The organism is Halalkalicoccus subterraneus (genome assembly GCF_003697815.1).
GTDB lineage: Archaea > Halobacteriota > Halobacteria > Halobacteriales > Halalkalicoccaceae > Halalkalicoccus > Halalkalicoccus subterraneus.
In genome coordinates this window covers 65,836-91,072 of the sequence record NZ_RDQG01000018.1, presented here as the reverse complement: position 1 = coordinate 91,072, position 25,237 = coordinate 65,836, and the positions used below count along the sequence as shown (strand labels likewise).

Here is a 25,237-nt window from a genome sequence, read left to right as displayed (position 1 = left end):
ACCCGGTCGGCGAGCGTCGCGGCCTCGCCTAACGCCGTCGCGGCGTCGTACATCGAGCAGTTCGCGATTTCGAGTCCAGTTAGCTCGACCAGCATCGACTGGTACTCGAAGAGCACTTGGAGAAATCCCTGTGTGATCTCGGGCTGGTACTGGGTGTAGCTCGTGAGGAACTCGGAGCGGTCCGAGAGGTGATCGACCAGCGAGGGGACGTAGTGGTCGTAGTGACCCCGGCCGAGGAACTCGACCAGATCCTCGTTGCGGCCGAGCAGGGTGCGGGTCTCCGCCCGCAGTTCGCGCTCGCCGCGCGGTTCGATCCCGAACTCACCGTCGAAGCGCACCGACTCGGGGATGTCGAAGAGGTCCTCGACGCTTTCCGCGCCGACCGCTTCGAGCATCGCGGCCGTCTCCTCGTCGGTGTGTGGTGCGAAGGGACTGCCGCGGCTATTTGGTGCTGTCATATCTCGTGAAAAGCGTGACGTCTGTCCGCCGGTTCATAGCGGGTCTTACGGGTACGAGTACATGAACGGCGGGGTTTCGGCTATCCGTCCGTTCGCTACTCGATCTGATCCGCGTACTCCTCGGCCGAGAGCAGTCCGTCGAGGTCGCCCTCGACGTCGAGTTCGAGCATCCAGCCCTCGCCGAAGGGGTCATCGTTGACGAGTTCGGGCCGGTCGAACAGCGCCTCGTTGACCGCCGTGACCTCGCCGTCGGCGGGCGAATAGAGGTCCGAGACGGCCTTGATCGACTCGACGACGCCGAACTCCTCTTCGTGGATGAGTTCGTCACCCTCGTCGGGGAGTTCGACGAACACCACGTCGCCCAGTTCGTCCTGTGCGAACTCGCTGATTCCTATCCTACCAGTATCGGGGTCGATCCACTCGTGCGATTCGAGGTAGTACAGCTCGTCGGGTATCTCGAAGCTCATTACCTATCACCGAGGAAGCCGGGGGTTTCAATCCTTGCCCTTTTGTCCGCTCCGCGGATCCGCACCGAAACGTGGGTTCCCGTCTCGGCGTATTCGGTTGGCACGTAGCCCAACCCGATCGGCTCGCCGAGGGTGGGGCTCATCGTCCCGCTCGTGATCTCGCCGACGACTTCGCCGTCGGTGACGATCTCGTAGCCGTGGCGCGGGACTCCACGTTCCTCCAAGCGCACGCCGACGAACAGCTCCTCGGGGCCGTCCTCCTCGACGCGCACAAGCGCGTCCCGGCCCACGAACTCGGTATCGAGGTCGACCGCAAAGCCGATTCGAGCCTCGTAAGGGGTCCGCGGGTTCTCCTCGGGATCGAAGTCCTGGCCCGACAGCAGGAATCCGGCCTCGATCCGGAGGGTGTCGCGTGCGCCGAGCCCGCAGGGCTGGCAGTCGAACTCCGTCCAGACTCGCTCAGCAGAATTCCACGGAACCAGTGCCTCATACCCGTCCTCGCCGGTGTAACCCGTCCGGGCGAGCAGACAGTCCGTGCCCGCGACCTCCGCCTCGGTGATCGAGAACCGGCCCAGATCCCGCAGTTCCTCGCCCGCCGCGTCGGAAACGAGGGCCTCCGCCTCGGGCCCCTGGATCGCGAACATCGCCCATTTGTCAGTAGTGTTCTCGACCGCGCAGTCGAGCCCCCATTCGTCGCGGTGCTCGATCCATCGTTCCTCCATCTGTTCATCATGACCCGCGTTGGGGATGAAGAGGAACTCCCCCTCGTCGAGCCGGTAGATCACGGTGTCGTCGAGGATGGTGCCATCGGTATCGGTGATCGTCGAGTACTGAGCGTTTCCTATGGAAATGGACTCAACGTCGTTGGTCGTCAGCCTCTGGAGCAGCGTGGCGGCGTCGGGGCCCGAGACCTCGATCTCGCCCATGTGCGAAACGTCGAAGATCCCGGCCGAGTCGCGGACGGCCTCGTGTTCCGCTCGAATGGAATCGAACTCGACGGGCATTTCCCACCCGCCGAAAGGGGTGAACGTCGCACCCCGCTCCTCGTGGCTCACGTACAGCGGCGGTTTTCGGTCGGACATATCCCACACCTCACGCGCGGGGGGCTAATGGTTTCCCTTCGGCCCCGTCCCACCGGCGGGACTTCGATACGGTTTTGGCCCACCTCGACGGTATCTGTGACATGGTAGGGGGTCTCCGACGGGCCGTGAGACGACTCCGGGGCGGACGATCCGAGAGCCGACGGGTCGGGTTGCTCGTCGACGGGCCGAACGTCCTCAGGGACGAGTTCGACGTGGATCTGGACGACGTGCGGGCCGTCGGCGATGACGCCGGAACGCTCGTCGCGACCCGACTGTATCTCGACGAACACGCGACCCCCGGGCTGATCCAGGCCGCAGAAGCCCGTGGCTACGAGGTAATCATCACCAGCGGCGACGTCGACGTGAAACTCGCGATCGACGCCACCGAACTCGTCTACACCGATGCCGTCGATACCCTGATGATCGTCTCGCGGGATACCGATTTCAAGCCCGTCATCGAGAAGGCCGCAAAACAGGGGATCCACACGATCGCCGTCGCGCCGGGGACCTACGGGCGCTCGGACGCGCTTCGCAACGCCGCCCAGGAGGCGATCCTGCTCGACGGCGATACGTGATACGGAGGTCTTTCGGGCGCGCACGAGAAGGACGTGTATGGAGCCGATTCTCGACGACCACATGCATCTCGACCCCGATCACGGCCGCGGGATCGAGGCCGTCAAAGACTTCTCGCGCTCGGGGGGCACCCACCTGCTCGTCGTCAACAAACCCTCGTGGCATCTCGGCGACCTCCCCGACTCGGGCGACGACTTCCGACACGTCTTCGAGACGACCCTTGGGGCCGTTGCGGACGCGAACGATGTGCTTTCGGGACGCGCGTGGCCGGTCCTCGGGGTGCATCCGGGACTGGTCTCACAACTAACGGAGGCGGGCCACGCACCCGAGGACGCCGGAGAGATCATGCGCGCGGGACTGGATCTCGCGAGCGAGTACCTCGATGGGGAGGCGCTGGGGCTCAAATCGGGTCGTCCTCACTACGAGGTGAGCGACGCCGTCTGGGACGCCTCGAACGAGACGCTGAAACACGCGCTGGCGCTCGGGGCCGAACACGACTGTGCCGTCCAACTCCATACGGAGGGCAGCGAGGACCTCTCGGAGATCGCAGACTGGGCCGAGGACCGTGGCTTGCCCGCCCACCGCGTCGTGAAACACTACGCGAACGGCCGCCTGAAGGGCCCGACTCCGAGCGTCATCTGTGATAAGGACGAACTCCGGCGGGCCGCCGAGTCGGGCGAGCCCTTCCTGATGGAAACGGACTTCATCGATGACCCCGACCGACCGGGCGCGGTGATGGGTCCCAAAACGGTGCCTCGACGGGTCAAGTGGCTCCGCGAGGAGGGCTACGAGGGGGCGATGCAGAGTGCACACGTCGAGACTCCGGAAGACGTCTACGGGATCGATACGGTCGGGACCCTTGACGAGTAGAGAAAGGGCTTTGAACGCGGGTCGACACCGTCCGGTATGAGCACCCCGCCAGAAGCGTTCTACTCCGAGGAACGGTGGCAGAACTGGATCGACCGGCTGAAGGACGAGGAGATCGATCCCGAGGACGAGGACTCCGCACGCCTGCTGCTCAACCTGCAGGACGACGCCGCCATCGCCGTCGCGAAGATCATCGGCGCCCACGAAGAGGGAAACCTCTCCGAGGAGGAGGCCGTCGAGGAACTCGCGGACGTCCGTGAGATCGTCCTCTCGGACGTCGAGGTCGAAAACGAGGAAACGGCCTTCCTGATCGACGGCGTCCAGACGAGCCTCGTCTGTGTCTTCGCCGCCGCCGAGGAGTACATGATGCGCGGAGCGAGCGAGGAAGCCAGCATCGAGGAGTACGTCCGTGCCGCGGCCGACGCCGAGGCCGAGGAGGACTTCGACGCCGCGCTCGGCTACTGCGCGCAGGCCGGCACCCGAATCGTCGACGGTGAGGACCTCGACGTGAGCATCGGCGAGGAGATCGAGTACGGCTTCGTCGCCGAGTGGGTCAACGGTCTCGATAGCCTCCAGAGCGCGATGCGCGATCCCGAAGTCATCGAGGAGGACGAGGACGAAGCCTGACCGTCTGTCGATTGCGATCCCGTTCCATCCTTGCTGAGCCCGTGACCTGCTACCCCCATCACCGACGTCCGTATTCGGGCGAGATTCGTCGATCGTCGAACCGTCAGTCGACAGGCCCATATAATCCGCACGATAGTTACGACACATGACAGAGGTCGGTATCGACGCCATCGAGATCTGGACCGGGAAGCTGAAACTCGACCTGCCGAACACGTTCGCGCCGGCGAAGGGTGAGGACCCCGAGAAGTACACCAAAGGGCTGGGACTGAACGCGAGTTCCTTCCCCGACACCTACGAGGACATCGTCACGATGGGCGCGAACGCCGCCCATCGCCTGATGGAACACGAGGGGCTCGAACCGGAGGACATCGGCCGGATCGACGTCGCCACCGAGAGTTCCTTCGACAACTCCAAACCGGTCTCGACGTATATCGCGGGCTGTCTCGAACGGGTCTACGACGGGAAGTTCAGCCACGCCAACAAGGGCGAGCGCAAGTTCGCCTGTCTCGCGGGCACCCAGTCGATCGACGACGCCTACAACTGGATCAAGGCCGGCCGAAACAGGGGCCGCTCCGCGCTCGTGATCGCGACCGACACCGCGCTCTATGCGAGAAACGACCCCGGCGAGGCCACACAGGGGGCCGGTGCCGTGGCGATGCTCATCTCGGAGGACCCCGAGCTCGTGACCCTCTCGACCGAGCAAGGTTACGGGAGCGCCGACGAAACGGACTTCCTGAAACCCAACCAGCAGTTCCCGTCGGTCGACGGCAAGCGATCGGTGCAGGTGTATCTCGCCCGCATGCGCGAGGCGCTTCAGGACTTCGAGAGCGTCGCCGGGCGCGTCACGGTCGAGGACTTCGCCTACGGGCCGTTCCACACGCCGTTCCCTGGCATGGTCCGGAAGGCGGCGCTGTTCGCCTACCGCCACATGACCCGGGACACGGCGATCGAGGACGATCTCGCCGAGGAGATCGGCCGCCAGCCCCGTGAGGAGGCGTTCGACGACGACGAGGCCTACGAGGAGGCGCTCCGGGAGTACATGGACGGGCTGAAGCGCACCGACGCCTACCAGGAGTGGTACGGCCGGGTGATCGACCCCACGCTCACGATCTCGCGGAACGTCGGCAACTGGTACACCGGCTCGGTCCACCTCGCGCGTGCGAGCGCGCTCAGGACCGCCTTCGAGGAGGGCCGTGACCTGGCAGGCGAGCGCCTGATGGTGGGCTCGTACGGCAGCGGCGCGCAGGCGGAGATCCACGCCGAGACCGTCCAGGACACCTGGGAGGGGAAGATCGCCGACCTGACGATCGACCAGCAGATCGAGGACCGCTATGACCTCTCCTACGAGGAGTACGAGCGCGTCCACGACGTCCACAACCACGATGTCGACAGCGACGTCGAGGGCGAAGACGTCGAGGGGTTCACCGCGCCCGCCGAGGAGTTCGTCTTCGACGGCTGGGGTCGGATGGGCGAGCGAAAGTACCGGTTCGCCGAGTAAACCGGACGCCTCAGAACAGCGGGGCGTTCTCGCCTCGACCGATCTCGTAGCCGAGCGCGTTCGAGAGGATCGTGTGGCCGAGCAGCGAGACGCTGTAATCGAGCAGGCCGAACGGATGCAGGTGGTCCTGGCTGCTCGGAGGCAGCAGGCTCCCGATGACGTGGACGTTTTCGAGCGAACCGACCGCAACGCCGCCGTCGACGGTCGCGGCGATCGACCCGCCGGCGGCTTCGAAGACCTCGGGGACGACCGTCGTTACCGGTGCCTCCTCGCCGATGGCGTAGCCACGCGGCGCGAGCGTCCAGAGTTCGCGCTCGATCTCGCGGGTGTTTTCCAGCAGCGGATGATCTCTTGCGATGTGGTCGTCGAGGGCAGCGAACTCGTACTCGCCGGTCGAGATCGCCCTCCCGTCGATCGCGTCGAGCGACTCGGCGTCGAGTGCGCCGAGCAGTCGAACCCCGGCGTCCGTGAGGACGAGGGTCCCGCCGGCTTCGACGTACGAGTCGAGCCCGTCGGCCTCGAACGCGTCGTGGATCACGACGACGTTCTCGTAGGCGGGTTCGTCGTCCACCAGGAGCGCACCGGCTTCGACCTCGGCGGGCGAGACGAGTTCGATGGTCCCCGCCGCGAACTCGTCGTATTCCTCGAAGTACGCGAGCGGGGTCGAATCGTACAGCCGCTGTTCGTACCCGAGCACGTCCCGCGGGTCAGGGGCGTCATCGCTCGTATCCGAGACGACCGCGTCGACCAGGACAGCGACCTCGGTATCGACCGAACGGAGGTTTTCGATCTCGATGGACCACCGACCGGTCTCGGGGTCGGTGATCGTCCAGACTGACTCCCGCCTGGATCGACCGCTCACGCCGTCGACGGCTCGTTTCTCGTCGTCCGAAGGATCGTAGAGGGTCGCACGAATCGGGGCTGGGTCACCGGGGCGAATATGGATCGAGACCTCGTCGGTCGGCGGCGAGACGGCCAGGGTCACCGTTTTCTTCGCGTCGCCATCGACCTCGGCCGTCGTGCGGGTTTCTTCGGCCTCGGCGCCGGCAAACGAGAGGGCGTCCGACGAACGCATCAGCGAGTCGCTCGCGACGACCGCGGTCGAACCTTCCCCGTCGATTTCCGGGACCGAGAGGGACGGGGCCTCGCGGCTCACCGCACGCAGCGCGCCGACGTACGCGCCGGTCTGGACCGCCGCGAGTTCGGGGAGGTACTCCTTTTCCATCGGGGAGAGGGTGTTCGCGAAGGCCATTTCGAGCGCGATCGATTTCGCGCCGAGCCCGCCGCTGTCCTCGGGATGGGCCGCCCAACCCAGGAACGCGCCCGTCGTGCTGTAGTCGAGGGTGTCGTGGGCCGTCCCGAAATCGTAGAGCGAGTCGGGAACCATTGCCTCGTCGTCGGGCAGGTCGCCGTCCGCTTCGCGAACGGGGTCGTAGCGCTCCGTCGCGGACGAGATCGCCTCCATGTTCTCTTCGAGTGAGCCGATCTCGGTTTCGATCCCGTCGCCGACGGCACGGTTGATTCGATCGATACCCAGGAGCTGTTCGTGGTCGTACTGGGCGTTCGCGACCAGCGAGACGACGAACTCCTCGGACCAGTGCATCCCGTGGAGATCACAGAACAGCTCGACGTTCTCGTACCCGCGCATGTGCTGGGCGATCGCGAGCGCGTCGGGCGCATGTTCGGCGACTCGGTCCGGAACGTCCGCGTCGACTCCGGACGAGTCGTCGATGAGGTCCGCGCCGTCGGGATCGGCCGGGTAGTGGACCGGGTCGATCCAGCCCGCGGTCGGGTACTGGCGGTTCGGGTCGACTCCGGTGGCGGTGACCCGCTCGAAGGCGTTTCGCTGGCCCGAATAGTGGGGCTGTCTGGCCAGCCAGCCGTCGGGGTTCGCGTACAGGAAAACGAGCACCACGTCGTCGAGGACCGCCTCGACCTCGGGTTCCTCGCCCGCGAGCACGCGCTCGATGAAGCGACTCCCGGCCTCGACACCGGGACGCTCGTCGCCGTGGATCGAGAGAGTGTAGACGAGTTTTTCCTTCCGTTCGAACGCCTCCCGATCCCCGATGTCGTCGGTGATCTCTGCTACCCGAATGTCTCGGGGCTCGCGGGCCCCCTCAAGGAGGTTCCGGTGACCCAGGCTCTCGGCGATCGAGTCGACCTCGAAGCGATCCGGGTGGTCCTCGGCGAAGTGTTCGAGCGCGGCTTCGGTCTCCTCGTAGCCGACGTAGTCGACGGCTTCCTCGGGAGCGGGAAACACGCTCTCGGCGTACGCCGGGAGCTTCCAGAAGGGGTTCGCGCCCGGCGAGTGTTCGAGTTCCGAGACCGCCGCGACGTCGAGTACCGCGTCGATCACGTCGTCGTCGAGCCGGCCGTAGGCCGCCGGCTCGGGGTCGTGTGTCTCTCGGTACGCCGTGAGGTCGAGTTTCGAAAGCGCGTCGAGACCCGATGCCTCCGACAGCCGGATCAGCGTTGGAATCTCGTAGTCCTCCTCGGTGTGGTTCCGCAAGAACTCGTAGCGGTCGCCCGTTTTCTCGGAGCTGTGATCGCTGAGTGCGCTTCCCGGAAGCGAGAGCGCACCCCCGGTCACTGCAGACAGACGGACGAACTGCCGACGAGAGATCGGCGCGTCCAGGAATCGGTCGTCCGTTCGCTGCTTCCCGGTCATGCGTTGTTCTCCATCGTCGGGACGTATCGGAGAGAATTACTTCAGGCTATCTGAAAAGTTTTGATACGTCTACCGACATCCGTCTCGCCCGATCAGATCCTCCTATCGGACGTTTCGACGGTAAACGGCGAGCGGATTCGAACGGGGTCGCACCGCACGCCAGTTCGTATCGCAATATACGATATATTAGTGAGCGGTCGACACACTCTCTTGGAAAACGGTGTGCTATCGATCGTCTCCGGGTAGTTTCGGGCTCCTTGGGATCGACCGGAAATTACGGGAACTCTCGTAGCCGTTCGAGCGTCGTCTCGAGGTTCGTATCACAGACCGCAAGCGAGAAGCCATCGATCCGCGCGAGATCCGGCGCGTGCTTCCAGAGGTCCTCCTCGCGTAGCCCATGCAGAACGACCGCGTTAGGGGTCGGATTCACGACGCGCATCGCAACCAACGGGGATTCGCCCCGGGTGACGCCGGTGAACATCAGCGCACGGTTGGTGCTCTGGCCGTACAGCCGGTAGAACTCCTCGCTCGACAGGCGGGTGATCGCCTCGATGCTGTCGATGACGGTATGACCGCTGATCCGGTCCGACGTACCGGAAACGACCTCGGTCGCGTCGATAGCCTCGTAAAATCGCCGGAGAGGGATCGTCGTGGGGTACTCACGCAGGTCCTGCACGATGTCGCTTTCGAACCCCGCGGAGATCACGCGGGCGTACTGGCGGATCCGGTCGCCGCCCCGACGTTCGTCGATATCGAGCAACGCCGTGACGATCCGGCGAACCACCGCGATCCCGGGGCTCTCGCGGCGACCGCTCTCGTAATCGCTGATTACGGACGAGGAGATAGAGAGTTCCTCGGCGAGTTCGGTCTGGGAGACGGTGAAATCGGTGCGCCACTTCCGCAGGGTTGCCCCCGGATCGTCGCTGAGGGTGATCTCGCCGGCGACCTTCTCGGCGAGCTCCTCACGCGGCGGCCGCGAACTCATCACCGGAACCTCCGACCCGACCACGGTATGTCGACCATCGGTTCGACGATCGTCGAGCGACCACTCATAACTGTCGGTCGCACCGCATCGACAGCCGCAAACCGATCGCCCGCCGACCTTACGCATGGAGTACAGATCATACGACCCAGACACCGACCGCGACGGCCTCTGGGAGCTCAAGCGGGCGTTCGAGACCGGGCTGGGCACGGGAACGGGCGACGAGGAGAAACGGGCCGCCTACGAGGCGAAACTCACCGACGAGTACCGGGAGCGATACCTCGACTGGGTGGACCGCTGCGTCGCCGACGACCCTCGCTGTCTCACGGTCGCCGACGACGGCGATCTCGGGGGCTACGTGTTCGTCCTTCCCGAACGGATGGCGATGATCTGGGACGCGGCCGTGGTAAACGAACTCTACGTTTCGCCCGCTCACCGGGGATCGGGCGTCGCCGACGGGCTCATGGAGTCGGCGTGTACGCTCGCCCGCGAGCAAGACCTTCCACTGGACCGGCTCGTGCTCGACGTGGATCCGGAAAACGAGCGGGCATGCGCCTTCTACGACCGGTGTGGGTTCGACCCGTGGGGCGAAATGATCGCCCACGAGCTGTAAATAAACCATAGACCGCGATACGGAATTCGGTGAGCGCTCGCATAACGACTCAAAGGGAGGGAGAGGCGCTCAGTCACCACACGACGTTTCCGGTAAAATCGAGCGGTGGGTCGGTCGCACAACTCGATTACGGATCGAACATAGCGGCGATGTACCGCCGATCCGAGCCGGTTCGTGCCATTCAAGCGTCTCGGAAGCGAAACTCAGGTAATGATTCTGCGGGACGCGCGTCTATTCGACGGACACGAGGAGCTAGCGGCGGACGGAGCGATCCGGTTCGACCCCGAGTCGGAACGGATCGAGGCGGTCGGCGACGCCGAGCCACAGGGCGAGGAGCCCGAGGTTTCGATCCCGGGACATACCGTCCTGCCGGGGCTCGTCGATGCGCATGTCCACTTCTCGCTTTCGGGACAGGCGACCGTCGAGGACGTCGTTACACAGACCGACGGCGAGCTCGCGCTGGTCGAGGCAAAAAACGCCCGCACGACCCTCGAAGCCGGCGTAACGAGCGTGCGCGCGATGGGCGCGCGCGATCTCGACGTCGTGCTCAAACGGGCGATCGACCGGGGCGATCTGCCCGGGCCCCGTACCCTCGCGAACTGCCGGTCGATCACGATCACCGGCGGGCACGGACACCACCTCGGGCGAGAGGTCGACGGCCCCACGGAATGTCGTACGGCGGTCCGCGAACAGGTCAAGCGAGGGGCGGGCTTCATCAAGTTCATGGCGACCGGCGGGGTCACTACCCCTGGAACCGACCCCAAGACCCTCGCGTTCACCCACGAAGAGCTGGAGGCACTGATCGACGAATCCCACCGCCGTGGAGTCCACGCGGCGACGCACGCCCACGGCGCCGAGGGGATCAAGGCCGCGGCGGCGGCGGGCGTTGACACGGTCGAACACGGCACCTTCATGGACGAGGAGTCGATCGATCTGCTGCTTACGAACGACGTGACGCTCGTTCCGACGCTCTCCGCACCGTATCGGATCGCGCGCAACACCGAACAGGCGACCGAGGAGAGCGCTCAGAAGACCGGCAGCGTCTACGAGCGCCACATCGAGTCGTTCAAGCGGGCCCACGAGGCGGGCGTGAACATCGCGGGCGGGACGGACGTCGGCACCCCGTTTAACTACCACGGGACCAACAGTACGGAGATCTCGTTCATGGTCGAACACGGGATGAGCGAACGGGAAGCGATCGAAGCGATGACCGCGAGCGCCGCCGACGTGGTCGGCCTCGACGTAGGCGTGCTCGAACCCGGGAAGTACGCCGACCTGCTCGTCGTCGAGGGCGATCCGCTAAAAGACGTCTCGTTGCTTCGGGAGCCGACGGCGGTGCTGAAGGGCGGGGAGGTCGTCGCGGGAGCGTTGCCCGAGGCCTGAGTCGATCGCTTACTCGATCAGGCGTTCTTCGAGCACCTCTGCGATCCGCTCGTTGGTCTCGGGGCTGTAGTGGCCGCCTTCGCCACGCTGGACGTACAGCGACTCAGGGTCGCCCGAGAGGTGCTCGGCCATATCGATCGTCTCCAGTTCGGGATACCGTTCGTCGAGCCGGTCCATGAGGTCGCCGTAGATCGGTCCGTGGTCGGCCTCGTAGGTCGCATACCGGAGCTGTTGGACCATCACGAACGTCGGGGTGAACTCGTGCTCCTCGGCATACGAAACGAACTCGCCGATCAGCGCGTCGAACAGGTCTTCCTTCTCGTCGAACAGCCGCTCGTGGTAGCGCACCCGGGACCGTTCGAGTCGGAGATTCGTCGCCGCCTGGCGGGCTCCGAAGTCGATCCCCGGGACCGACACGCCGTACTCGCTTTCGAGGTCCATCCCCGCCCCGTAGAGCGCGTACTTGATCTGGTCTGGGTCGTCGAGAAAATCCGTCGCGTAGGGGAAGCTCGCCAGATGGGGCTTGAACCAGTTCTCGTAGTGGTCGTCGTGGGTCCGGAGGAATCCCGCGCGAGATTCGAGATCGAGGAGGTCCTCCTTCTCGTCGACGGGACTCTCGATCAGTTCGAGGTCGCCGTCACGCAGTTCGTACCGGGGTTTCACGGCCAGTACGTTCCCGAACTCCTGGTAGTGTTTCCACACGCTCAGGATCCGGGCGATCGAGGAGGCGGTCACGACCACACAGACGTTGTCGGTCGGGTCCTCGGGGTACTGGCGCTTCATCCGCAACAAGGCCTGATCGAGGCCGTAGTTCCCGCCGCCGTAGTTGCCGACGTGGGAATCGATCTTTCGCGCGAGGTGGTTCTGGAAGGTGTCCTCGTCGTCGACCTCCCGACAGAAGCAGTACGAGTCACCGTAGGTCGAGACCGCGCCGCGTCCCTCATCGCGGTCGGCGGCGGGACAGACTCGACTGCCGTACTCGTCGGTCGAGTACGTGACGACGCTCTCGACCTCCTCGCCGGGGAGGTGATCGCCGGTGTCCTTCTGTTTTTGCTGGTCGGGCTGGGGTACCCACCCGAGTTCGGGATCGAAGCTCGTGTACTTCTCCAGTAGCCCGGGGCTGATCCCGGGGAACTCCTCCAGTACGACCGTCGGCATGCTACCCAATCCCTCGCCGTAGCGTTCGAGGGCCCGACGGGAGACGATCTCCGCGGCGATTGCGAGAACGACCACGGCAAGCGCTATAGGAACGACGGTTACCATCGCCTCGGGCTATCCGGACGGGCTATAAAGGCGTTCTGCCGGATCCGTCCGGGAGTTCGCAACCACTAAACGCGCCTCGGCCCTTCCCCCGACAATGGCCGACTGGACCGAGACGTACCGCCCCTCGACGCTGTCGGAGGTGCGGGGCAACGACAAGGCCCGCGACGCACTACGCGAGTGGGCCGAAAGCTGGGAGGACCACCGCGACGCCGTGATCCTCCACGGGAGCCCCGGCGTCGGAAAGACTTCCGCAGCCCACGCGCTCGCGAACGATCTGGACTGGCCGACGATCGAACTCAACGCCTCGGACCAACGGAAGGCCGACATCGTGAAACGAGTTGCGGGCGAGGCCGCCCGGAGCGGGACCCTGACCGAAGGGGGTGCGGGTCGTCGCCTCGTGATCCTCGACGAGGCCGACAACTTCCATGGGAACGTCGACTACGGCGGCTCACGGGCGGTCACGGACGTGATCAAGTCCGCGAACCAGCCGGTGGTACTGATCGCGAACGAGTTCTACGACATGTCCCAAAGCCTCAGGAACTCCTGTGAGACCATCGAGTTCCGGGACGTCTCGAAGCGATCGATCGTCCCCGTCCTCCGCGATATCTGCCGGCAGGAGGGCATCGAGTTCGAACCCGAGGCACTGGAGGCGATCGCCGAATCGACCGATGGGGACCTGCGCTCGGCGGTCAACGACCTCCAGGCGATCGCCGAACGCGCCGAGCGCCTCACGGCAGAGGCGGTCGTCACGGGCGAGCGCGACCGTACGAAAGGGATCTTTGACTTCCTCGACGAGGTGATCAAGACGGCGGACGCCCAAGAGGCGCTCTACGCCTCCTACGACGTCGACGAGACCCCCGATGACCTGATCAACTGGATCGAGGACAACGTCCCCAAGGACTTCGAGGGGGCGGAACTCGCCGACGCTTACACCTCCCTCGCGCGGGCTGACCAGTGGCTCGGACGCGTTCGCGCGACGCAGAACTACTCCTACTGGCGCTACGCGGGCGACAACATGACCGCCGGGGTCGCCGCCGCACGCCGCGAGCCCAAGGGCGGGTGGACCCGCTACGGTCCGCCGAGCTATTGGCGCAAGCTCGGAAGCTCGCGAGGCCTGCGCGACCGCCGGGACTACGTCGCCCGGAGGATCGCCGAGTCGAGCGGGACGAGCATGTCGAGCGCCCGCCGGGAAGTCCTGCCCTATCTCGCCGCGATGACCCATCACTGCAAGAACCGTGAACTCACGGTGGCGATGGCCGCCCGGTACGAACTGGACGCGGACCACGTCTCCTTCGTCACGGGTAGCGGGAAGGACACCAACAAGGTCCAGGGGATCGTCGAGGACGCAGAGCGCCTCCGCGAGGAGGCCGCCGTCGAGGGTTCGGAGGGGGCGTTCGAGGGCGCCCGTCGATCGACCGGCGGCGAAGACGACGCCGAATCAGTTGACGAGGACGAATCCGCACCGATAGACGACGAACGCGACGGGTCGGACGAACGCGACGACGACAGCAGCGACGACTCCCAGTCGGGGCTCGCCGATTTCATGTAGTCGCCGGATTAGGGCCGTCGTAGTTATATATCAACTACCCGTACAGTAGAACCCATGTCCTCCACGGAGTTCCACGTCACCTGTCCCCACTGCGGAACAGCGACCCCGACCACGGCCGAATCGACGCTCCCGAGCGATCGGCTGCAGGGTACGGACGATCGCTGCTCGAACTGCGAGAGCGATTTCGAGCTGTACTACTACTGAACCTGCAGGCCGGCGGTCGGCGGATCGATACGGGTCGCCAGCCACGCCGCTAGGAGCGCGATCAGGAACGCGGCGGCCATCGCGCCGGCGTCGAGCAGCTGAATGAGATCGGTGTAGACGTACCGGCCCAGGAGGAGCTGGGTCGCCAGGGCGACCGCACCAACGGTGGCGAGCAGGCGAACCGTCGAGAGGCGGTCGACCGCCGACTCGAGCAGTCCCGACCAGATCGCGACCGCGAGCAACAACGCGAACATCGCGAGCCCCACCGCGTAGTAGACCGCCTGTACGGCCGCAGTGTGGTCGATCAGCGTCCCCGGTGAGAGCGCGACGAGGACGGGAAACAGCCCCACGACGGCGAACAGCGCGTAGCGTACGCGCGAGAGCGCCGCGAGTTCGGGCAGGTACCACAGCGTCGCCGCCGTGATCGAGCCGAAGATCGCGAGCGCGGTGAGGAAGTGCGCCGTGAGGTACAACAGCGAGTAATCGAGGACCGTTCCGGCACCCAGCAGCGCCTGCAGCGGGTAGAGCGCCAGCGCGGTCGTCATCGCCAGTTTGATCCGGCGGTCGCCCTGCCAGCGCCAGGTCCCATAGGTCGCGCCGATCACGACGAAGCCGGCGATCATCGCGATCAGCCGGTGGAACCACTCGATGAAGCTGGGCCAGTTCGCGGGGAACAACCCGAAGACCGCCCCGTCACAGAGCGGCCATCGCCCCGCACAGGTCAGGCCCGCCCCCGAAGCGGCGGTGTAAATCCCGATCAGGAGCAGGACGTAGGTGAGCCCGGCCGTCGCCAACAGCAGGGACCGCAGTCGGTCGCGGCTCATCGCACCCTCCGTGTCGTGACACGCGTCATGGCTATCGTTTGACGGTCGGGCACGATCGCATATAGACCTGTCCACCCGCCGGCAGCCCCCGGCAGTTTTGGTCCTGCCGGGCGACTGGCGACCATGAAACGGACCCGACTGGACGCCTACCGGATGCGCCACGACCTCGATTCGATCTGGCTCGCACGGCCGGAGAACTTCGCGTGGCTCACCGGTGGGAACAACGTCGTCGACCGTGCGGGCGACCTCGGCGTCGCAGCCGCGGGCTACGACGGCCACGAGGTGACGGTCATCACGGACAACATCGAGGCCGCGCGGCTCGCCGAAGAGGAACTCGCGGACGAACGGGTCGTGACCTACGACTGGTACTCCGGCTCGCTCGCCGATGCCGTCGCCTCGTACACCGAGGAAGCGGCCGCTGCCGACTTCCGGGTGTCCGGTCTTCGCCACGTGGACATCTCGGCGCTTCGATACCCGTTGACCGAGGACGATATCGAGACGTATCGCGAACTAGGCCGCGAGACCGCCGAGGTCCTCGAAGGGGTCTGCCGGGGACTCGAACCCACCAGTACGGAACGGAAGGTCGCCGCTGAGCTTCGGGGCGAACTCGCCGAGCGGGGGATCGACTCGCCGGTGGCGCTCGTCGGCGGCGCGAAACGCGCACGGGAGTACCGCCACTACACGCCGACGACGAAGAAGCTGGGGAAATACGCGCTGGTGTCCGTGACCGCCCGCCGGGACGGCCTGTATGCGAGCTGTACCCGAACCGTGGCCTTCGACGCGCCCGAGTGGCTCGAATCGCGCCACGAGGCCGCGACGACGGTCGAAACGGCGGCACTGGCCGCGACCCAGCAAGTGGGACAGACCGGCGGCGAGGCCCGCGAGGTCTTCGGAGCCATTCAGGAGGCCTACCGCGAGGTGAGCTATCCCCGCGAGTGGAAACACCACCATCAGGGCGGGGCGGCGGGCTATCGAGGGAGGGAGTGGATCGCGACCCCGTGGCACGACGGAGAGGTGACCCTCCCGATGGCCTACGCGTGGAACCCCACGGTGCAGGGCGCGAAAAGCGAGGACACCGTGTTGGTGACCGAGGACGAACCGGAGGTGTTCACTACGACCGGCGAGTGGCCCACCCGCACGGTTTCGGAGGGTGAATTCGAACTCGAACGGCCGGCTATCCTCCACCTCGACTAGTCGCTCGCGTGGCGGTCGGCACGCGACGGCGGCGGGACGCCCGGGCCACTTCGCTCGGAAGTCGTCTCGGGTCGAATACACCGGTCGGGTTCGCGATTGACGTGGGCGTACTCCTTCGGCGAATTGGCGAGCGGATGGGCCGGATTTTCGGTCCCGTCGATCACCGCGGCGCGCAGCTCGTCGAAGCCGGCGATGCGCGCGCGGATCCCGCGCCAGTGGTTCTGACCCGCGGGCGGAACGCGGATCTCGCCGGGTCCCCACCCGTCGTGAGTGAGCGCGGCGCTGTTGACGTTCGTCGCCAGGCTGTCGTGGTCGGTGAGGACGCCGATACGGGCGGTTGGCGGGGCGCGGGCGGCAAGTACGTCGAGGCCGAAGTGAAGCGCCTGGTACTCCGCGACGTTGTTGTCGGTCGCCGTGGTGGGGAGGGCGAAGCGCGCGACGCGCGTTCCGTCGCGCGTCTCGATGACGACGCCCATCCCCGCGCGATGGTCGTGGAGGTGATAGGACCCGTCGGTTGCAACGTAGAAGTCGCGGTGGTGGGTTCGTGGCGGATGGGCGACGTGGGGGGTCGGCGCGCTATCGAATCGATCTCGGAGGGACCGGCGGCCATAGGCGGCCATACATCCAGTATAACGACGATTCTATATAAATATGGCCCGGAGCCGGGCCCTTCAAGACCGTCGCCGCGACAGTTCCGACGTGAGCCGGTACCGAACTCCCGCCCTGTTCCTCCTGCTGGCGATCGCCTGGGGAACGGCCTTCGTCGCGATCAGGGCTGGCCTCGACTACTTCCCGCCCGTCCTCTTCGCGGCGCTTCGCTACGACGTCGCGTCGGTGTTCATGCTCGCGTACGCCGTCTCCGTCACCGACCGGCCCGTCCCTCGAACCCGCGGCGAGTGGACGCTCGTCGTTATCGGCGGCGTACTGCTCATCGCCGCCTACCACGTCTTCCTCTTCGTCGGCCAGCAGAGCGTCACCAGCGCGATGGCGGCCGTGATCGTCAGCCTCTCGCCCGTGTTGACCACCGCCTTCGCGCGCGTCTGGCTCCCGAGCGAGCGCCTCGCGCCGGCCGGATTGGTGGGGATGGCGCTCGGACTGGTCGGCGTCGTGATCCTCTCTCGGCCCGATCCCGGGAACGTCCTTTCGGCGGACGTCGTCGCAACGGGGCTGATCCTCGCCGGTTCGGCCGCCTTCGCCCTCGGGAGCGTCCTGCTCGGGCGAAGCGATGCGGAACTCCCGATAGAGACCTTGGAAGGGTGGTCCATGGCACTCGGCGCACTGGTGATGCACGCGCTCTCGATCGCGATGCCCGCCGAATCGCTCGCCGGTGTCGACTGGACTCCCGAAGCGATTCTCGCACTCGGGTATCTCGCGATCGTTTCGAGTGCCCTCGGATTCCTGCTGTATTTCGAGCTGCTCGACGAACTCGGACCGATCGAGATCAACCTCGTCTCGTACGTGGTGCCGATTGTCACGGCGGTCGCCGGCTGGCTCCTGCTCGCAGAAGCGCTCGATCCCGCGACCGTCGCCGGATTTGCAGTGATATTCACCGGCTTCTGCCTGATCAAGCGCCGACAGCTCGCCGCCGAACTCCCCGCGATCCGCGCCGCGATAACCGACCGCCTGTAGCGCACCGCAACTATTATTTCACGAGTCTGTGAGTAGTACTCAACTACCGCCATGGTCACTCAGTCGAAGCCCCTCCTCGTCGCGCGAACGGAACTCCGGCGGTCGCTGCGGGCGTTCCGGGCGAACCGCTATCAACTGCTCGCGACGGCCGCGCTGGCGCTCGTGTTCCTCCTGCCGATGGTCGTCTTCGGGGTCATCGGCGCGCGGGGTGCCGGCGAGGCGCTCGCGGCCGGCGAGTCGTTCCCCGGATTCGACGTGGTCGGGATGGTTCGTAGCGCAGTTGCCGCCTTCTGGGTGCTCGTCGCGTTTCTCGTCGCCAGCCGCGCGGTCGGCAAAACGGCGACCCTCGACGAGTCCGAGGCGGTGTTGACCGCCGTCCCGGTCCCGACCGTGCTCCGGGGGTTGTTGCTCTCCGAAACCGCCCTGATCGGGCTCTGGCTCGTCCCGCCCGTCGCGATCATCGTCGGAGCGTTCGCACTCGGCGCGAGCGCGCCGCTGGTGGTCGTGACGGCGGCGCTCGCCGGGGTGCTCCTCATGGCGAGTGCAGTCCCGGTGGGTTATTTCGTCGGGTTGGGGATCCGCCACCTGTTGACGATCAACCCGTTTCTCGCGCGGTACAAGACCGCGATCGGGCTGGGCGCGTTTCTGGCGTACTTCGGCGCGATCGCCTTCGCCGAATCGCTGTTCGTCGATCTGTTCGGGTGGGTCGGGCGACTTCCGGTGGGGTGGCTCGGGGACCTCGTCCTGTTCGGCGCACCCGGTGTCTCGCCCTCGCCGGTGCTGGCGGGTGCGGGGGCTGCGCTGGCGGTCTCGCTCGCGCTCGGCGCGAACGCCGCCGCCGTGTGGCTGGCCGAACGCCACTGGTTCGCCGACCCGGCGCGCGATTCGCGCCCGACGAACCGGGTCGCGAGGACGCGCCGAACGAGCGCGTTCGACGGGATCGTCTCACGGCCGACACGTGCGATCGCGCGGGTGGTCTGGCTGCGCGCGCGTCGGTCCCCGATCAGGCTGCTGTACGCGGTCTATCCACTGTTCGGGCTGCTCGTCTTCGCGAACGACCTCTCGGCGGTGCTCTCGTATCTCCCGGTCGTCCTCGCGCTCTACGCGATCTGGGCGGCGGGCGCGGCCTTCACGCTCAATCCTCTCGGTGATCAGGCTGGCGCGCTCGCAGCGACGCTCACTACGCCCGTCGACGGCGAACGGTTCGTCCGGGGGCATCTGCTCGTCGCGACGTCCGTGTTCGTCCCGCTCGGACTCATCGTCAGCCTCGTGAGCGCACTCCTCGTCGGCTACTCGATCGAGCGAGTCGCGCTCCTCGCCGGGGTGAGCGTCGTCGGCACCGTCGGCGCGACGGCGTTGGCCGTCGGGGTCGGCTCGCTGTTTCCCCGCTTCGGTGCAGTTCGGTTGAGCGGCAGTCACAAGGCGGTGATGCCGAGCAAGTCCGCGTTCGTCGCCTACAGCCTCGTGCTCGGTCTCGTCGTCGCATCGATAGCGCTGATCGCGAGCGAGCCGGCCCGGACGACGCTGGCGCTGCTCGGTACCGGGCTCGTGCTCGATCGGTTTTCCCTGGCTCTCGCTCCCGACACGGTGCTGACGGCGGCCGTGGTCGGCCTGATCGTCCTCGTCTCGACCCCGCTGCTCGCGTACGCCTACGCCGCGCGATCGTTCGATCGATTCACACTGAGTTAGTAGGAAAACATATACACGACAGGGGAGAACACGGCGCTATGACGCCCGCGATCGAAACCGAGGGGTTGACCAAACGGTATGACGAGGAGATCGCCGTCGAGGACCTCTCGATCGCGATCGAGCCCGGATCGGTCTACGGCTTTCTGGGCCCGAACGGGGCCGGAAAAACGACGACGATGCGGATGCTCACGACCCTCACTCGGCCGACGGAGGGCTCTGCCCGCGTCGCCGGGGTCTCGATCGAGAACCGAGACGAGCTCACGCCCCACATCGGCTATCTACCCGACGAGCCCCCGCTATACGACGAGCTGACCGGGCGCGAACAGCTCACGTACATCACCGGGCTCCGAGACCTGCCCGAAGGGGAGGCCCGCAAGCGAATGAACGACCTCTTCGAACGCTTCGACCTCGTCGAGGGGGCGGACAAACGGATCGACTCGTACTCGACGGGGATGCGAAAGAAACTCGGCATCATGCAGGCGGTGATCCACCGCCCGCGCGTCGTCTTCCTCGACGAGCCGACGACGGGGTTGGATCCACGAGCCGCCCGGACCATGCGTGACACCATCGCGGAGCTCGCCGCCCAGGAGATGACGATCCTTCTCTCGACGCATATCCTCCCCGTCGTCGATGAACTCGCGGACGCGGTCGGCGTGATCCACGACGGCCGACTCGTCGCGGAGGGCGCACCCGAGCAGCTGAAACGGCGGGCCGAAACCGGCGAACAACGTAGCCTGGAGGACGCCTTCCTCGACATCACTCACGAGGCGCCCGGTGCTGAGGTGCCCGATCCGTAGCGGCCGGGCAGTGAGGGCCGGTATCGGTCTCCACTATCCAGTGAGATACGCTGAGGGCAGTCGCAGTTTCACAATCAGTCACACCCGTTTCGCTGGGAGACGCGGGACGGGACCCCTCACTGGCGGTTGTGTCGATGGCCGCCGACGATCGCGACGGCGTGAAGCGCGAGGAGGGCGAGAAACGCGGAGAGCTGTGCGCTCGAATCGAGTCCGGCGACCAGCAGTGGCAGATATAGGAACGGCAGGGCGACCGCGCTCCAGAAAGCGGCCGCCTCGAACGGCCGTGTGAGCGTCGAGACCGCGAGCCGGTCCGAGCGATTCCCGGATTGCTCCCCGTCGGAGGCAGTCGATTTTTCGGTGTGGATGGAGGGCGTGGACATGGAGTGATACCTCGTATCTGCTATAATACACTGATGTCTAACATATAAAAATACAATACTGTTCAGTTATTTTTCCATTGTTTAATAGTGATCGGAGCCACCTTCGTGGCGTCACGAAGCGTACGGATCCCCGGGACGACCGGGGAGCCGTTTACGATTGCTTCGAACGTTACCCGTCAGTAGAGACCTCGATCGCTCCGTCGGTCGCGGAGACGACCGTGCCGGCGGCGAGCATCGCCAGCCCGACTGCTCGAACCCGACGTTCGGTTCGATCGGTTCGACGGAAGTCAACGGCGAGCACTCGTCGGTAGAGGTCTCCCGCGGTGTTCAGAAGGGGTTGGGGTGCGAGCAGATGCAGGAGGCCGGCGAGAATCAGCCCACTCCCGACGGCGCTCGTGTCTATCCGGATCATACCCGATGGAGGTTATCGAGCGATAAAACAGCGTCCCCGAACGTGGTGGCGATCCGGACGAGCCGCTACCGAACGACGGTTACGGGACACGGCGAGCGCCGAACGACGGTTTCGGCGACGCTTCCGAGCAGGATCCGTGAGACGCCGTCGCGGCCGTGACTTCCCATGACGATCTGGTCGATGTCGTGCTCTTCGGCGTAATCGACGATCGCGCGGGCGGGCCGCCCGATGATCGTTTCGCCGTCGAGCGTGACGCCGTGCTCGGCGGCGAGTGTTCCGAGTTCCTCGAAGCGTTTCTCGGCGCGTTCCTCCTCGGCGTCCATCCACTCGTCGGCGTAGGAGGCCATCCCCATCTCCGTACCCCCGGCACCCATTTCGGTCGGGTTGAGCACGGTGAGAGCAACGAACTCCGCGTCGGAGAACTCGCGCATGGCGTATTCGATCGCTTCTCGGGACTGGGGCGAGCCGTCGGTCGGGACGAGAACGGTGTGGGCCATACACGAACGATCATCGTCCGGCCAATTATAGCCTGTGCCTAACCGTGCTTCGTCAGACAGTTCGACAGCCCGATCAGTTCGACGGGTTCGGAGTTATCCGGTGAGTAAACGACCATCTGTCCCTTCTCCATGTACGGAACCTTGCCCGCGAGGTTCGTAGGGATGTTCACCGCCGAGATGGCGTCCTCGTCGCCGAGGTTGAGCACGACCTTCGTGTTGATCTGCTTGAACACCGCGTCGGCGATGTCCTGTGGATCCTGCGTGATGAGGAAGAGCCCCAGCCGCTCCTTGCGGCCCTGTTTCGCGGCGTCGGCGAACTTCCCGATCACCTTCCTCGCCTGGGCGCTCTCGGCGCCGGTGAGGAAGTTGTGGGCCTCGTCCATTCCCAACACCAGCGGCGTCTCCTTGATCCGGTCGAACTGGGGGTCGTTCGAGAGCTTTTGGTCGACCAGCAGGCTCGCAAGTGCGAGGACGACGACCTCAGTCGCGCGCGAGTCGTTGATGTGGTAGGTCGGAACGACCGAAAGCCCGCCGGGGCGGACGAACCGGTGAACGAGGTCGGTGATCGCGGGCGCGTTCTGATCGAAGACGCTGTCGAAGCCGTACGCGCGGCGCTTGACCGCGTCGAACGTCGCCTCGTGAACCCGACCGCTCTCGTCGAGTTCCTCGCGCAGCGCGGGATCGTCGAGGAAGGACTTGAACTGAGCGTAGGTCCCCGAATCGCCGTGTCCTTTGAAGAACCGATCGAGCAGGTAGGTCAGCGCGCTGTACTGGTTGTCGTTCAGGTCCCCGCCCGCGACGAGCCACTTGTTCGTTCGTACCATCGAGAACGGGATCGTGAACTCGACGCATTCGGCGTGGTGGCCGTCGGCCGCGTACGATGAGTCGCCGACCGCCGGGACGAACGCTTTCGTATCACTATGCCCGCCGTAAGCGATCCCTTCGCGCTCGTAGGCGCGTTCGTCCTCGCGCCCGACGTCGGGGTTGTCGTCGTGCATCTGGGCGTACTCGTCCTGCGGGTCGAACTGGACGACCGCCGGCGAGATCGACCGTCCGTCGTCGAGTTCGTACTCCCTGTCGGGATGGAGGTACTGTCTGAGGGCGTTTTTCGCGCCGTGGGTCTTTCCCGATCCCGTCCCGCCCGCGATCAGGGTGTGACGAAAGACGAGCGGGTCGCCCGATTCGTAGTCGTCCTTCAGCCGGTAATCGATCGTCGGGGGTTCGGCGGCGGTCCGGACCTTCTCGCCGCCGACCGCGAGATGACCCATGAAGACGCCCTCTTCCGGCATCTTCAGCCCGGTCTTGATCTCCTCGGTATCGGTCGCTTCTCTGACTACCGTTTCGGGTTTCGGGACGCGGTCGGCCATCCGGCGTTTCAACTCATCGCCGTCGCTGTAGAGCACCGCGATGGGTTCGAGCGTCGCGAGGAACTTGTAATCGCGCTCCTCGATCCCGCCGTTTCGCATCGCCCGACGGACGTGGATCTCGCTCGCGTCGTCGGTGTGAAACTCCTGGTCGTATTCGAGTCCGGTGATCCGACAGAACAGTGTCTCGTCGTCGGGATACGAGAGCAGGAGGTACTTCCCGAGACGAACGTTCGAGCGGTTACCCACGGTGATCGACGCGCGGATCTCCGTGTCGTCGCCGTCCTCGGCGATCTTCAGCCCGCGGGACGTCGGGATGGTGCCGATCCCCGCGTCCTGACCGGCCGCGGAGAGCGAACTCTCTTCGAAGCTCGTTGAGTCGCCGTCGTCGGTGGAGGAAGTGGAGGGCGCGAAATCGCCGAGATCGGACATGTCTGCGCCATCGGCCGGCGAGCGTAAAAACCCTACCGGCAGCGGCCGAATCGCCGGGAGAGGGTGAAACGTTTCTCCCCGTCAACGGGCTTTTGCCCGCTGGCCGGATAGGTGGGGTATGCTTCTCATTCGGGGTAGCGCGCGCGGTACGACGCTGACCGGGACGCTCTTCGAGCGTGGCGAGCGCGCCCCCACGTTCCGGGGTGCGCCCGACGAGGACGCCCCCTACGTCTGGGTCTGCGACGAGTTCTACGAGGTCGAAAGCGGCGGCTCGGAGATGGAGATCGGCGACCGGACGGTCCACGTCGCCTTCGAGTCGCCCATGCCCCGAGGGTTCGACACCCGCGAGCAGGGGACCGCCGCCGCGAAGGAACACGTCCGCACGCAGTTCGCCCGGATCGGAATCCCTCCTACTGACGTCGAGATCGACGTCGAGAAGGCCGAACCCGGTGCGGAGATCTAGATCAGGCCGGTCGTTCTCGACGTCTCAGAAGAACGCTTCCTCGCCGCCCCACCGGAGGTCGTCATACGTCCGTGAGAGTTCGGTGTCGAGTTCGCCCTCGATCATCCGGCGCAGCGACTCCTTCTCGCGGGCGCTGATGCGCGCGAGTTCGTCGGCCTTGGCCACCGCCTCGGGTGGGCCGCGCCGGACGGCGACCTCCGAGAGCATCTGGGTTTGCAGCGCCTCGCGCATCCCCGCGTCCTTCGTCACACCGTAGGGCGCCTCGACGGTGTAGAGCACGTCGTCACGGGGATCGTAGATCGCGAAGAAGGTGACCTCGTAGTCCGCTGCAGGGTGGTGACGCTCCAGCCCCAGCGCGTCGCCGTCCTCGGCGAAAGTCCTGTCGGTTCCACCACGGGAGACGAACCAGTTGGTGTAGGTGAGCTCGTCCCGGACCCGCTCGCCCTCCGCGCGCTGTTCGAGCAACCGGACGAACAGCGCGGCGTCGTCGGTCCACGGGGTGGGCGTCCGCTCGGAGACGGCGTTCGTGATCCGCTTCGCGGCGGGGTTTTTGACGAAGCCCGCGAGCGGGACGTTCCGATCGAGAAATCCCTCGACGAGCCGGGCGTAGCTCGCGACCACCTGTCGAGGGGTTTCCTCCTCGAGTTGCTCGGCGAGTTCGGGCGCGCGATCGCGCCAACTCAGCAGGCCTTTGGGATAGAGTGGCCCGTCGAGGATCAGCAGGTCGTTGATCCCGTCGGCGTTGGCGAGTGCGTGTTCGCTTTCCGCGAGATACAACGAGAGGGCGTGGACGGTCGCCTCCGTGTACCGACGGCGCTCGATATCCCGAAGCAGGAGGATCCGCCGGCGGCTGTAGCCCTCATCGTAGTTCACCCAGTCTTCGCGAAACGTCACCGAGTCGTCGTCGACGTGCAGGCCGATGACCACGGTGCGCGAGCGGTGACATTCCAGATCGGTCGGCACACAGCCCATCGCGGCGTGCGCGACGTCCATCACGACGCCGTTCTTGTATGTCGTGGGGTTGATCGTCCCCGAGTCGATCCCGTAACTCTCCGGAAAGGGGCGCTCACAGAGCGCGGCGTCCTCGATGGCGACGCGCTTTCGGTACTGTCTGTCGACCGGTTCGAGCACCCGGCGACCGTCGAGTTCGAGGGGATCGAGAAACCGCTCCCAGACGCGCTCTGCGAACTCCTGATGGGAAGCGTCGTCGACCTGGCGGCCGACCTGCCGGGCCAGCGCGGCGATCCCCTCGAAGTGGACCGGGTCCAGTGTCATAGCGGAGTCTGGCCCTACCGCGAAAAAAACCTGCGGATGCCGACTGA

At 65.7% G+C, this 25,237-nt stretch carries 25 protein-coding genes and 1 pseudogene; 13 read left to right on the top strand and 13 right to left on the bottom strand.

Features of this window, described 5'->3' with window-relative positions; all coding sequences use genetic code 11:
* From EAO80_RS05335 to gcvT, 3 genes and pseudogenes are all read right to left on the bottom strand, one after another.
* Positions 1 to 458 (bottom strand): annotated as a pseudogene (locus tag EAO80_RS05335) (aminomethyl-transferring glycine dehydrogenase subunit GcvPA); the annotation flags it as partial.
* 95 nt (positions 459 to 553) lie between these two features.
* Positions 554 to 925, bottom strand: a complete 372-nt coding sequence (gene gcvH / locus EAO80_RS05330; protein WP_122088898.1) for a glycine cleavage system protein GcvH — start codon at positions 923 to 925, stop codon at positions 554 to 556.
* The gene (gene gcvT / locus EAO80_RS05325; protein WP_122088897.1) at positions 925 to 2,007 is read right to left on the bottom strand and encodes a glycine cleavage system aminomethyltransferase GcvT; all 1,083 of its coding nucleotides are present in this window, start codon (positions 2,005 to 2,007) and stop codon (positions 925 to 927) included. The genes gcvH and gcvT overlap by 1 nt, the downstream gene beginning before the upstream one ends.
* A 101-nt stretch (positions 2,008 to 2,108) precedes the next feature.
* Between gcvT and EAO80_RS05320 the strand changes: the two genes are divergently transcribed.
* The 4 genes from EAO80_RS05320 (at position 2,109) to hmgB (ending at position 5,572) form a co-directional block, all read left to right on the top strand.
* The gene (locus EAO80_RS05320; protein ID WP_122088896.1) at positions 2,109 to 2,582 is read left to right on the top strand and encodes an NYN domain-containing protein; all 474 of its coding nucleotides are present in this window, start codon (positions 2,109 to 2,111) and stop codon (positions 2,580 to 2,582) included.
* 37 nt (positions 2,583 to 2,619) lie between these two features.
* Positions 2,620 to 3,450: a TatD family hydrolase gene (locus EAO80_RS05315; protein WP_122088895.1), complete on the top strand. Its 831-nt coding sequence runs from the start codon at positions 2,620 to 2,622 to the stop codon at positions 3,448 to 3,450.
* Positions 3,451 to 3,486: 36 nt separating this feature from the next.
* Positions 3,487 to 4,074: a DUF2150 family protein gene (locus EAO80_RS05310; protein ID WP_122088894.1), complete on the top strand. Its 588-nt coding sequence runs from the start codon at positions 3,487 to 3,489 to the stop codon at positions 4,072 to 4,074.
* Between the two features lie 145 nt (positions 4,075 to 4,219).
* The gene (gene hmgB / locus EAO80_RS05305) at positions 4,220 to 5,572 is read left to right on the top strand and encodes a hydroxymethylglutaryl-CoA synthase (protein ID WP_122088893.1); all 1,353 of its coding nucleotides are present in this window, start codon (positions 4,220 to 4,222) and stop codon (positions 5,570 to 5,572) included.
* A gap of 10 nt (positions 5,573 to 5,582) precedes the next feature.
* Here the strand turns inward: hmgB and EAO80_RS05300 are convergent, their stop codons facing one another.
* Together EAO80_RS05300 and EAO80_RS05295 are read right to left on the bottom strand one after the other, a co-directional pair.
* On the bottom strand, positions 5,583 to 8,240 hold the full coding sequence (locus tag EAO80_RS05300) for a M14 family zinc carboxypeptidase (protein ID WP_245998466.1): 2,658 nt from the start codon (positions 8,238 to 8,240) through the stop codon (positions 5,583 to 5,585).
* Between the two features lie 274 nt (positions 8,241 to 8,514).
* Complete coding sequence (locus EAO80_RS05295) at positions 8,515 to 9,225, bottom strand: helix-turn-helix domain-containing protein (protein ID WP_122088903.1); 711 nt, start codon at positions 9,223 to 9,225, stop codon at positions 8,515 to 8,517.
* A 124-nt stretch (positions 9,226 to 9,349) separates the two neighbouring features.
* Here EAO80_RS05295 and EAO80_RS05290 point away from each other — a divergent pair, with 124 nt between their 5' ends.
* Entirely contained in the window at positions 9,350 to 9,835 is a 486-nt protein-coding gene (locus tag EAO80_RS05290) for a GNAT family N-acetyltransferase (protein WP_122088892.1), read from the top strand.
* 210 nt (positions 9,836 to 10,045) lie between these two features.
* The gene (locus EAO80_RS05285; protein WP_122088891.1) at positions 10,046 to 11,218 is read left to right on the top strand and encodes a metal-dependent hydrolase family protein; all 1,173 of its coding nucleotides are present in this window, start codon (positions 10,046 to 10,048) and stop codon (positions 11,216 to 11,218) included.
* A 9-nt stretch (positions 11,219 to 11,227) separates the two neighbouring features.
* On the opposite strand, the gene EAO80_RS05280 is transcribed toward EAO80_RS05285, so the two are convergent.
* Complete coding sequence (locus EAO80_RS05280) at positions 11,228 to 12,481, bottom strand: hypothetical protein (RefSeq protein WP_122088890.1); 1,254 nt, start codon at positions 12,479 to 12,481, stop codon at positions 11,228 to 11,230.
* Between the two features lie 94 nt (positions 12,482 to 12,575).
* Between EAO80_RS05280 and EAO80_RS05275 the strand changes: the two genes are divergently transcribed.
* Both EAO80_RS05275 and EAO80_RS19525 read left to right on the top strand, forming a co-directional pair.
* The gene (locus EAO80_RS05275) at positions 12,576 to 14,030 is read left to right on the top strand and encodes a replication factor C large subunit (protein WP_122088889.1); all 1,455 of its coding nucleotides are present in this window, start codon (positions 12,576 to 12,578) and stop codon (positions 14,028 to 14,030) included.
* Positions 14,031 to 14,084: 54 nt separating this feature from the next.
* Entirely contained in the window at positions 14,085 to 14,234 is a 150-nt protein-coding gene (locus EAO80_RS19525) for a hypothetical protein (RefSeq protein ID WP_162993899.1), read from the top strand.
* On the opposite strand, the gene EAO80_RS05270 is transcribed toward EAO80_RS19525, so the two are convergent.
* On the bottom strand, positions 14,228 to 15,058 hold the full coding sequence (locus EAO80_RS05270; RefSeq protein ID WP_122088888.1) for a COX15/CtaA family protein: 831 nt from the start codon (positions 15,056 to 15,058) through the stop codon (positions 14,228 to 14,230). The two genes, EAO80_RS19525 and EAO80_RS05270, sit on opposite strands and share 7 nt — an antisense overlap.
* A gap of 123 nt (positions 15,059 to 15,181) precedes the next feature.
* Between EAO80_RS05270 and EAO80_RS05265 the strand changes: the two genes are divergently transcribed.
* Complete coding sequence (locus EAO80_RS05265) at positions 15,182 to 16,252, top strand: M24 family metallopeptidase (protein ID WP_122088887.1); 1,071 nt, start codon at positions 15,182 to 15,184, stop codon at positions 16,250 to 16,252.
* On the opposite strand, the gene EAO80_RS05260 is transcribed toward EAO80_RS05265, so the two are convergent.
* The gene (locus EAO80_RS05260; RefSeq protein ID WP_122088886.1) at positions 16,249 to 16,872 is read right to left on the bottom strand and encodes a reverse transcriptase-like protein; all 624 of its coding nucleotides are present in this window, start codon (positions 16,870 to 16,872) and stop codon (positions 16,249 to 16,251) included. The genes EAO80_RS05265 and EAO80_RS05260 overlap by 4 nt on opposite strands.
* A 79-nt stretch (positions 16,873 to 16,951) precedes the next feature.
* Between EAO80_RS05260 and EAO80_RS05255 the strand changes: the two genes are divergently transcribed.
* From EAO80_RS05255 to EAO80_RS05245, 3 genes are read left to right on the top strand one after another with little or no spacing between them, the layout of a single operon-like run.
* Positions 16,952 to 17,881, top strand: coding sequence for a DMT family transporter (locus EAO80_RS05255; RefSeq protein WP_122088902.1), 930 nt, complete (start codon positions 16,952 to 16,954; stop codon positions 17,879 to 17,881).
* Between the two features lie 51 nt (positions 17,882 to 17,932).
* Positions 17,933 to 19,570 carry a hypothetical protein gene (locus EAO80_RS05250; protein ID WP_122088885.1) on the top strand — a complete coding sequence of 546 codons (1,638 nt, stop codon included), beginning with the start codon at positions 17,933 to 17,935 and terminating at the stop codon, positions 19,568 to 19,570.
* 38 nt (positions 19,571 to 19,608) lie between these two features.
* Entirely contained in the window at positions 19,609 to 20,367 is a 759-nt protein-coding gene (locus tag EAO80_RS05245) for an ABC transporter ATP-binding protein (RefSeq protein WP_122088884.1), read from the top strand.
* Between the two features lie 116 nt (positions 20,368 to 20,483).
* Here EAO80_RS05245 and EAO80_RS05240 read toward each other — a convergent pair whose 3' ends face one another.
* The 4 genes from EAO80_RS05240 to EAO80_RS05225 form a co-directional block, all read right to left on the bottom strand.
* Positions 20,484 to 20,747, bottom strand: coding sequence for a hypothetical protein (locus EAO80_RS05240; RefSeq protein ID WP_122088883.1), 264 nt, complete (start codon positions 20,745 to 20,747; stop codon positions 20,484 to 20,486).
* Between the two features lie 169 nt (positions 20,748 to 20,916).
* Positions 20,917 to 21,159 carry a hypothetical protein gene (locus tag EAO80_RS05235; protein ID WP_122088882.1) on the bottom strand — a complete coding sequence of 81 codons (243 nt, stop codon included), beginning with the start codon at positions 21,157 to 21,159 and terminating at the stop codon, positions 20,917 to 20,919.
* Between the two features lie 65 nt (positions 21,160 to 21,224).
* A complete protein-coding gene (locus EAO80_RS05230) occupies positions 21,225 to 21,656 on the bottom strand; it encodes a universal stress protein (RefSeq protein ID WP_122088881.1) in 432 nt (143 codons plus the stop codon).
* A gap of 38 nt (positions 21,657 to 21,694) precedes the next feature.
* Complete coding sequence (locus tag EAO80_RS05225) at positions 21,695 to 23,452, bottom strand: ATP-binding protein (RefSeq protein ID WP_122088880.1); 1,758 nt, start codon at positions 23,450 to 23,452, stop codon at positions 21,695 to 21,697.
* A 118-nt stretch (positions 23,453 to 23,570) separates the two neighbouring features.
* On the opposite strand from EAO80_RS05225, the gene EAO80_RS05220 reads away from it, so the two are divergent.
* Complete coding sequence (locus tag EAO80_RS05220; RefSeq protein WP_122088879.1) at positions 23,571 to 23,915, top strand: DUF7113 family protein; 345 nt, start codon at positions 23,571 to 23,573, stop codon at positions 23,913 to 23,915.
* A gap of 24 nt (positions 23,916 to 23,939) precedes the next feature.
* Here EAO80_RS05220 and EAO80_RS05215 read toward each other — a convergent pair whose 3' ends face one another.
* Positions 23,940 to 25,190, bottom strand: coding sequence for a DNA double-strand break repair nuclease NurA (locus EAO80_RS05215; RefSeq protein WP_122088878.1), 1,251 nt, complete (start codon positions 25,188 to 25,190; stop codon positions 23,940 to 23,942).
* Between the last annotated feature and the right edge of the window lie 47 nt (positions 25,191 to 25,237).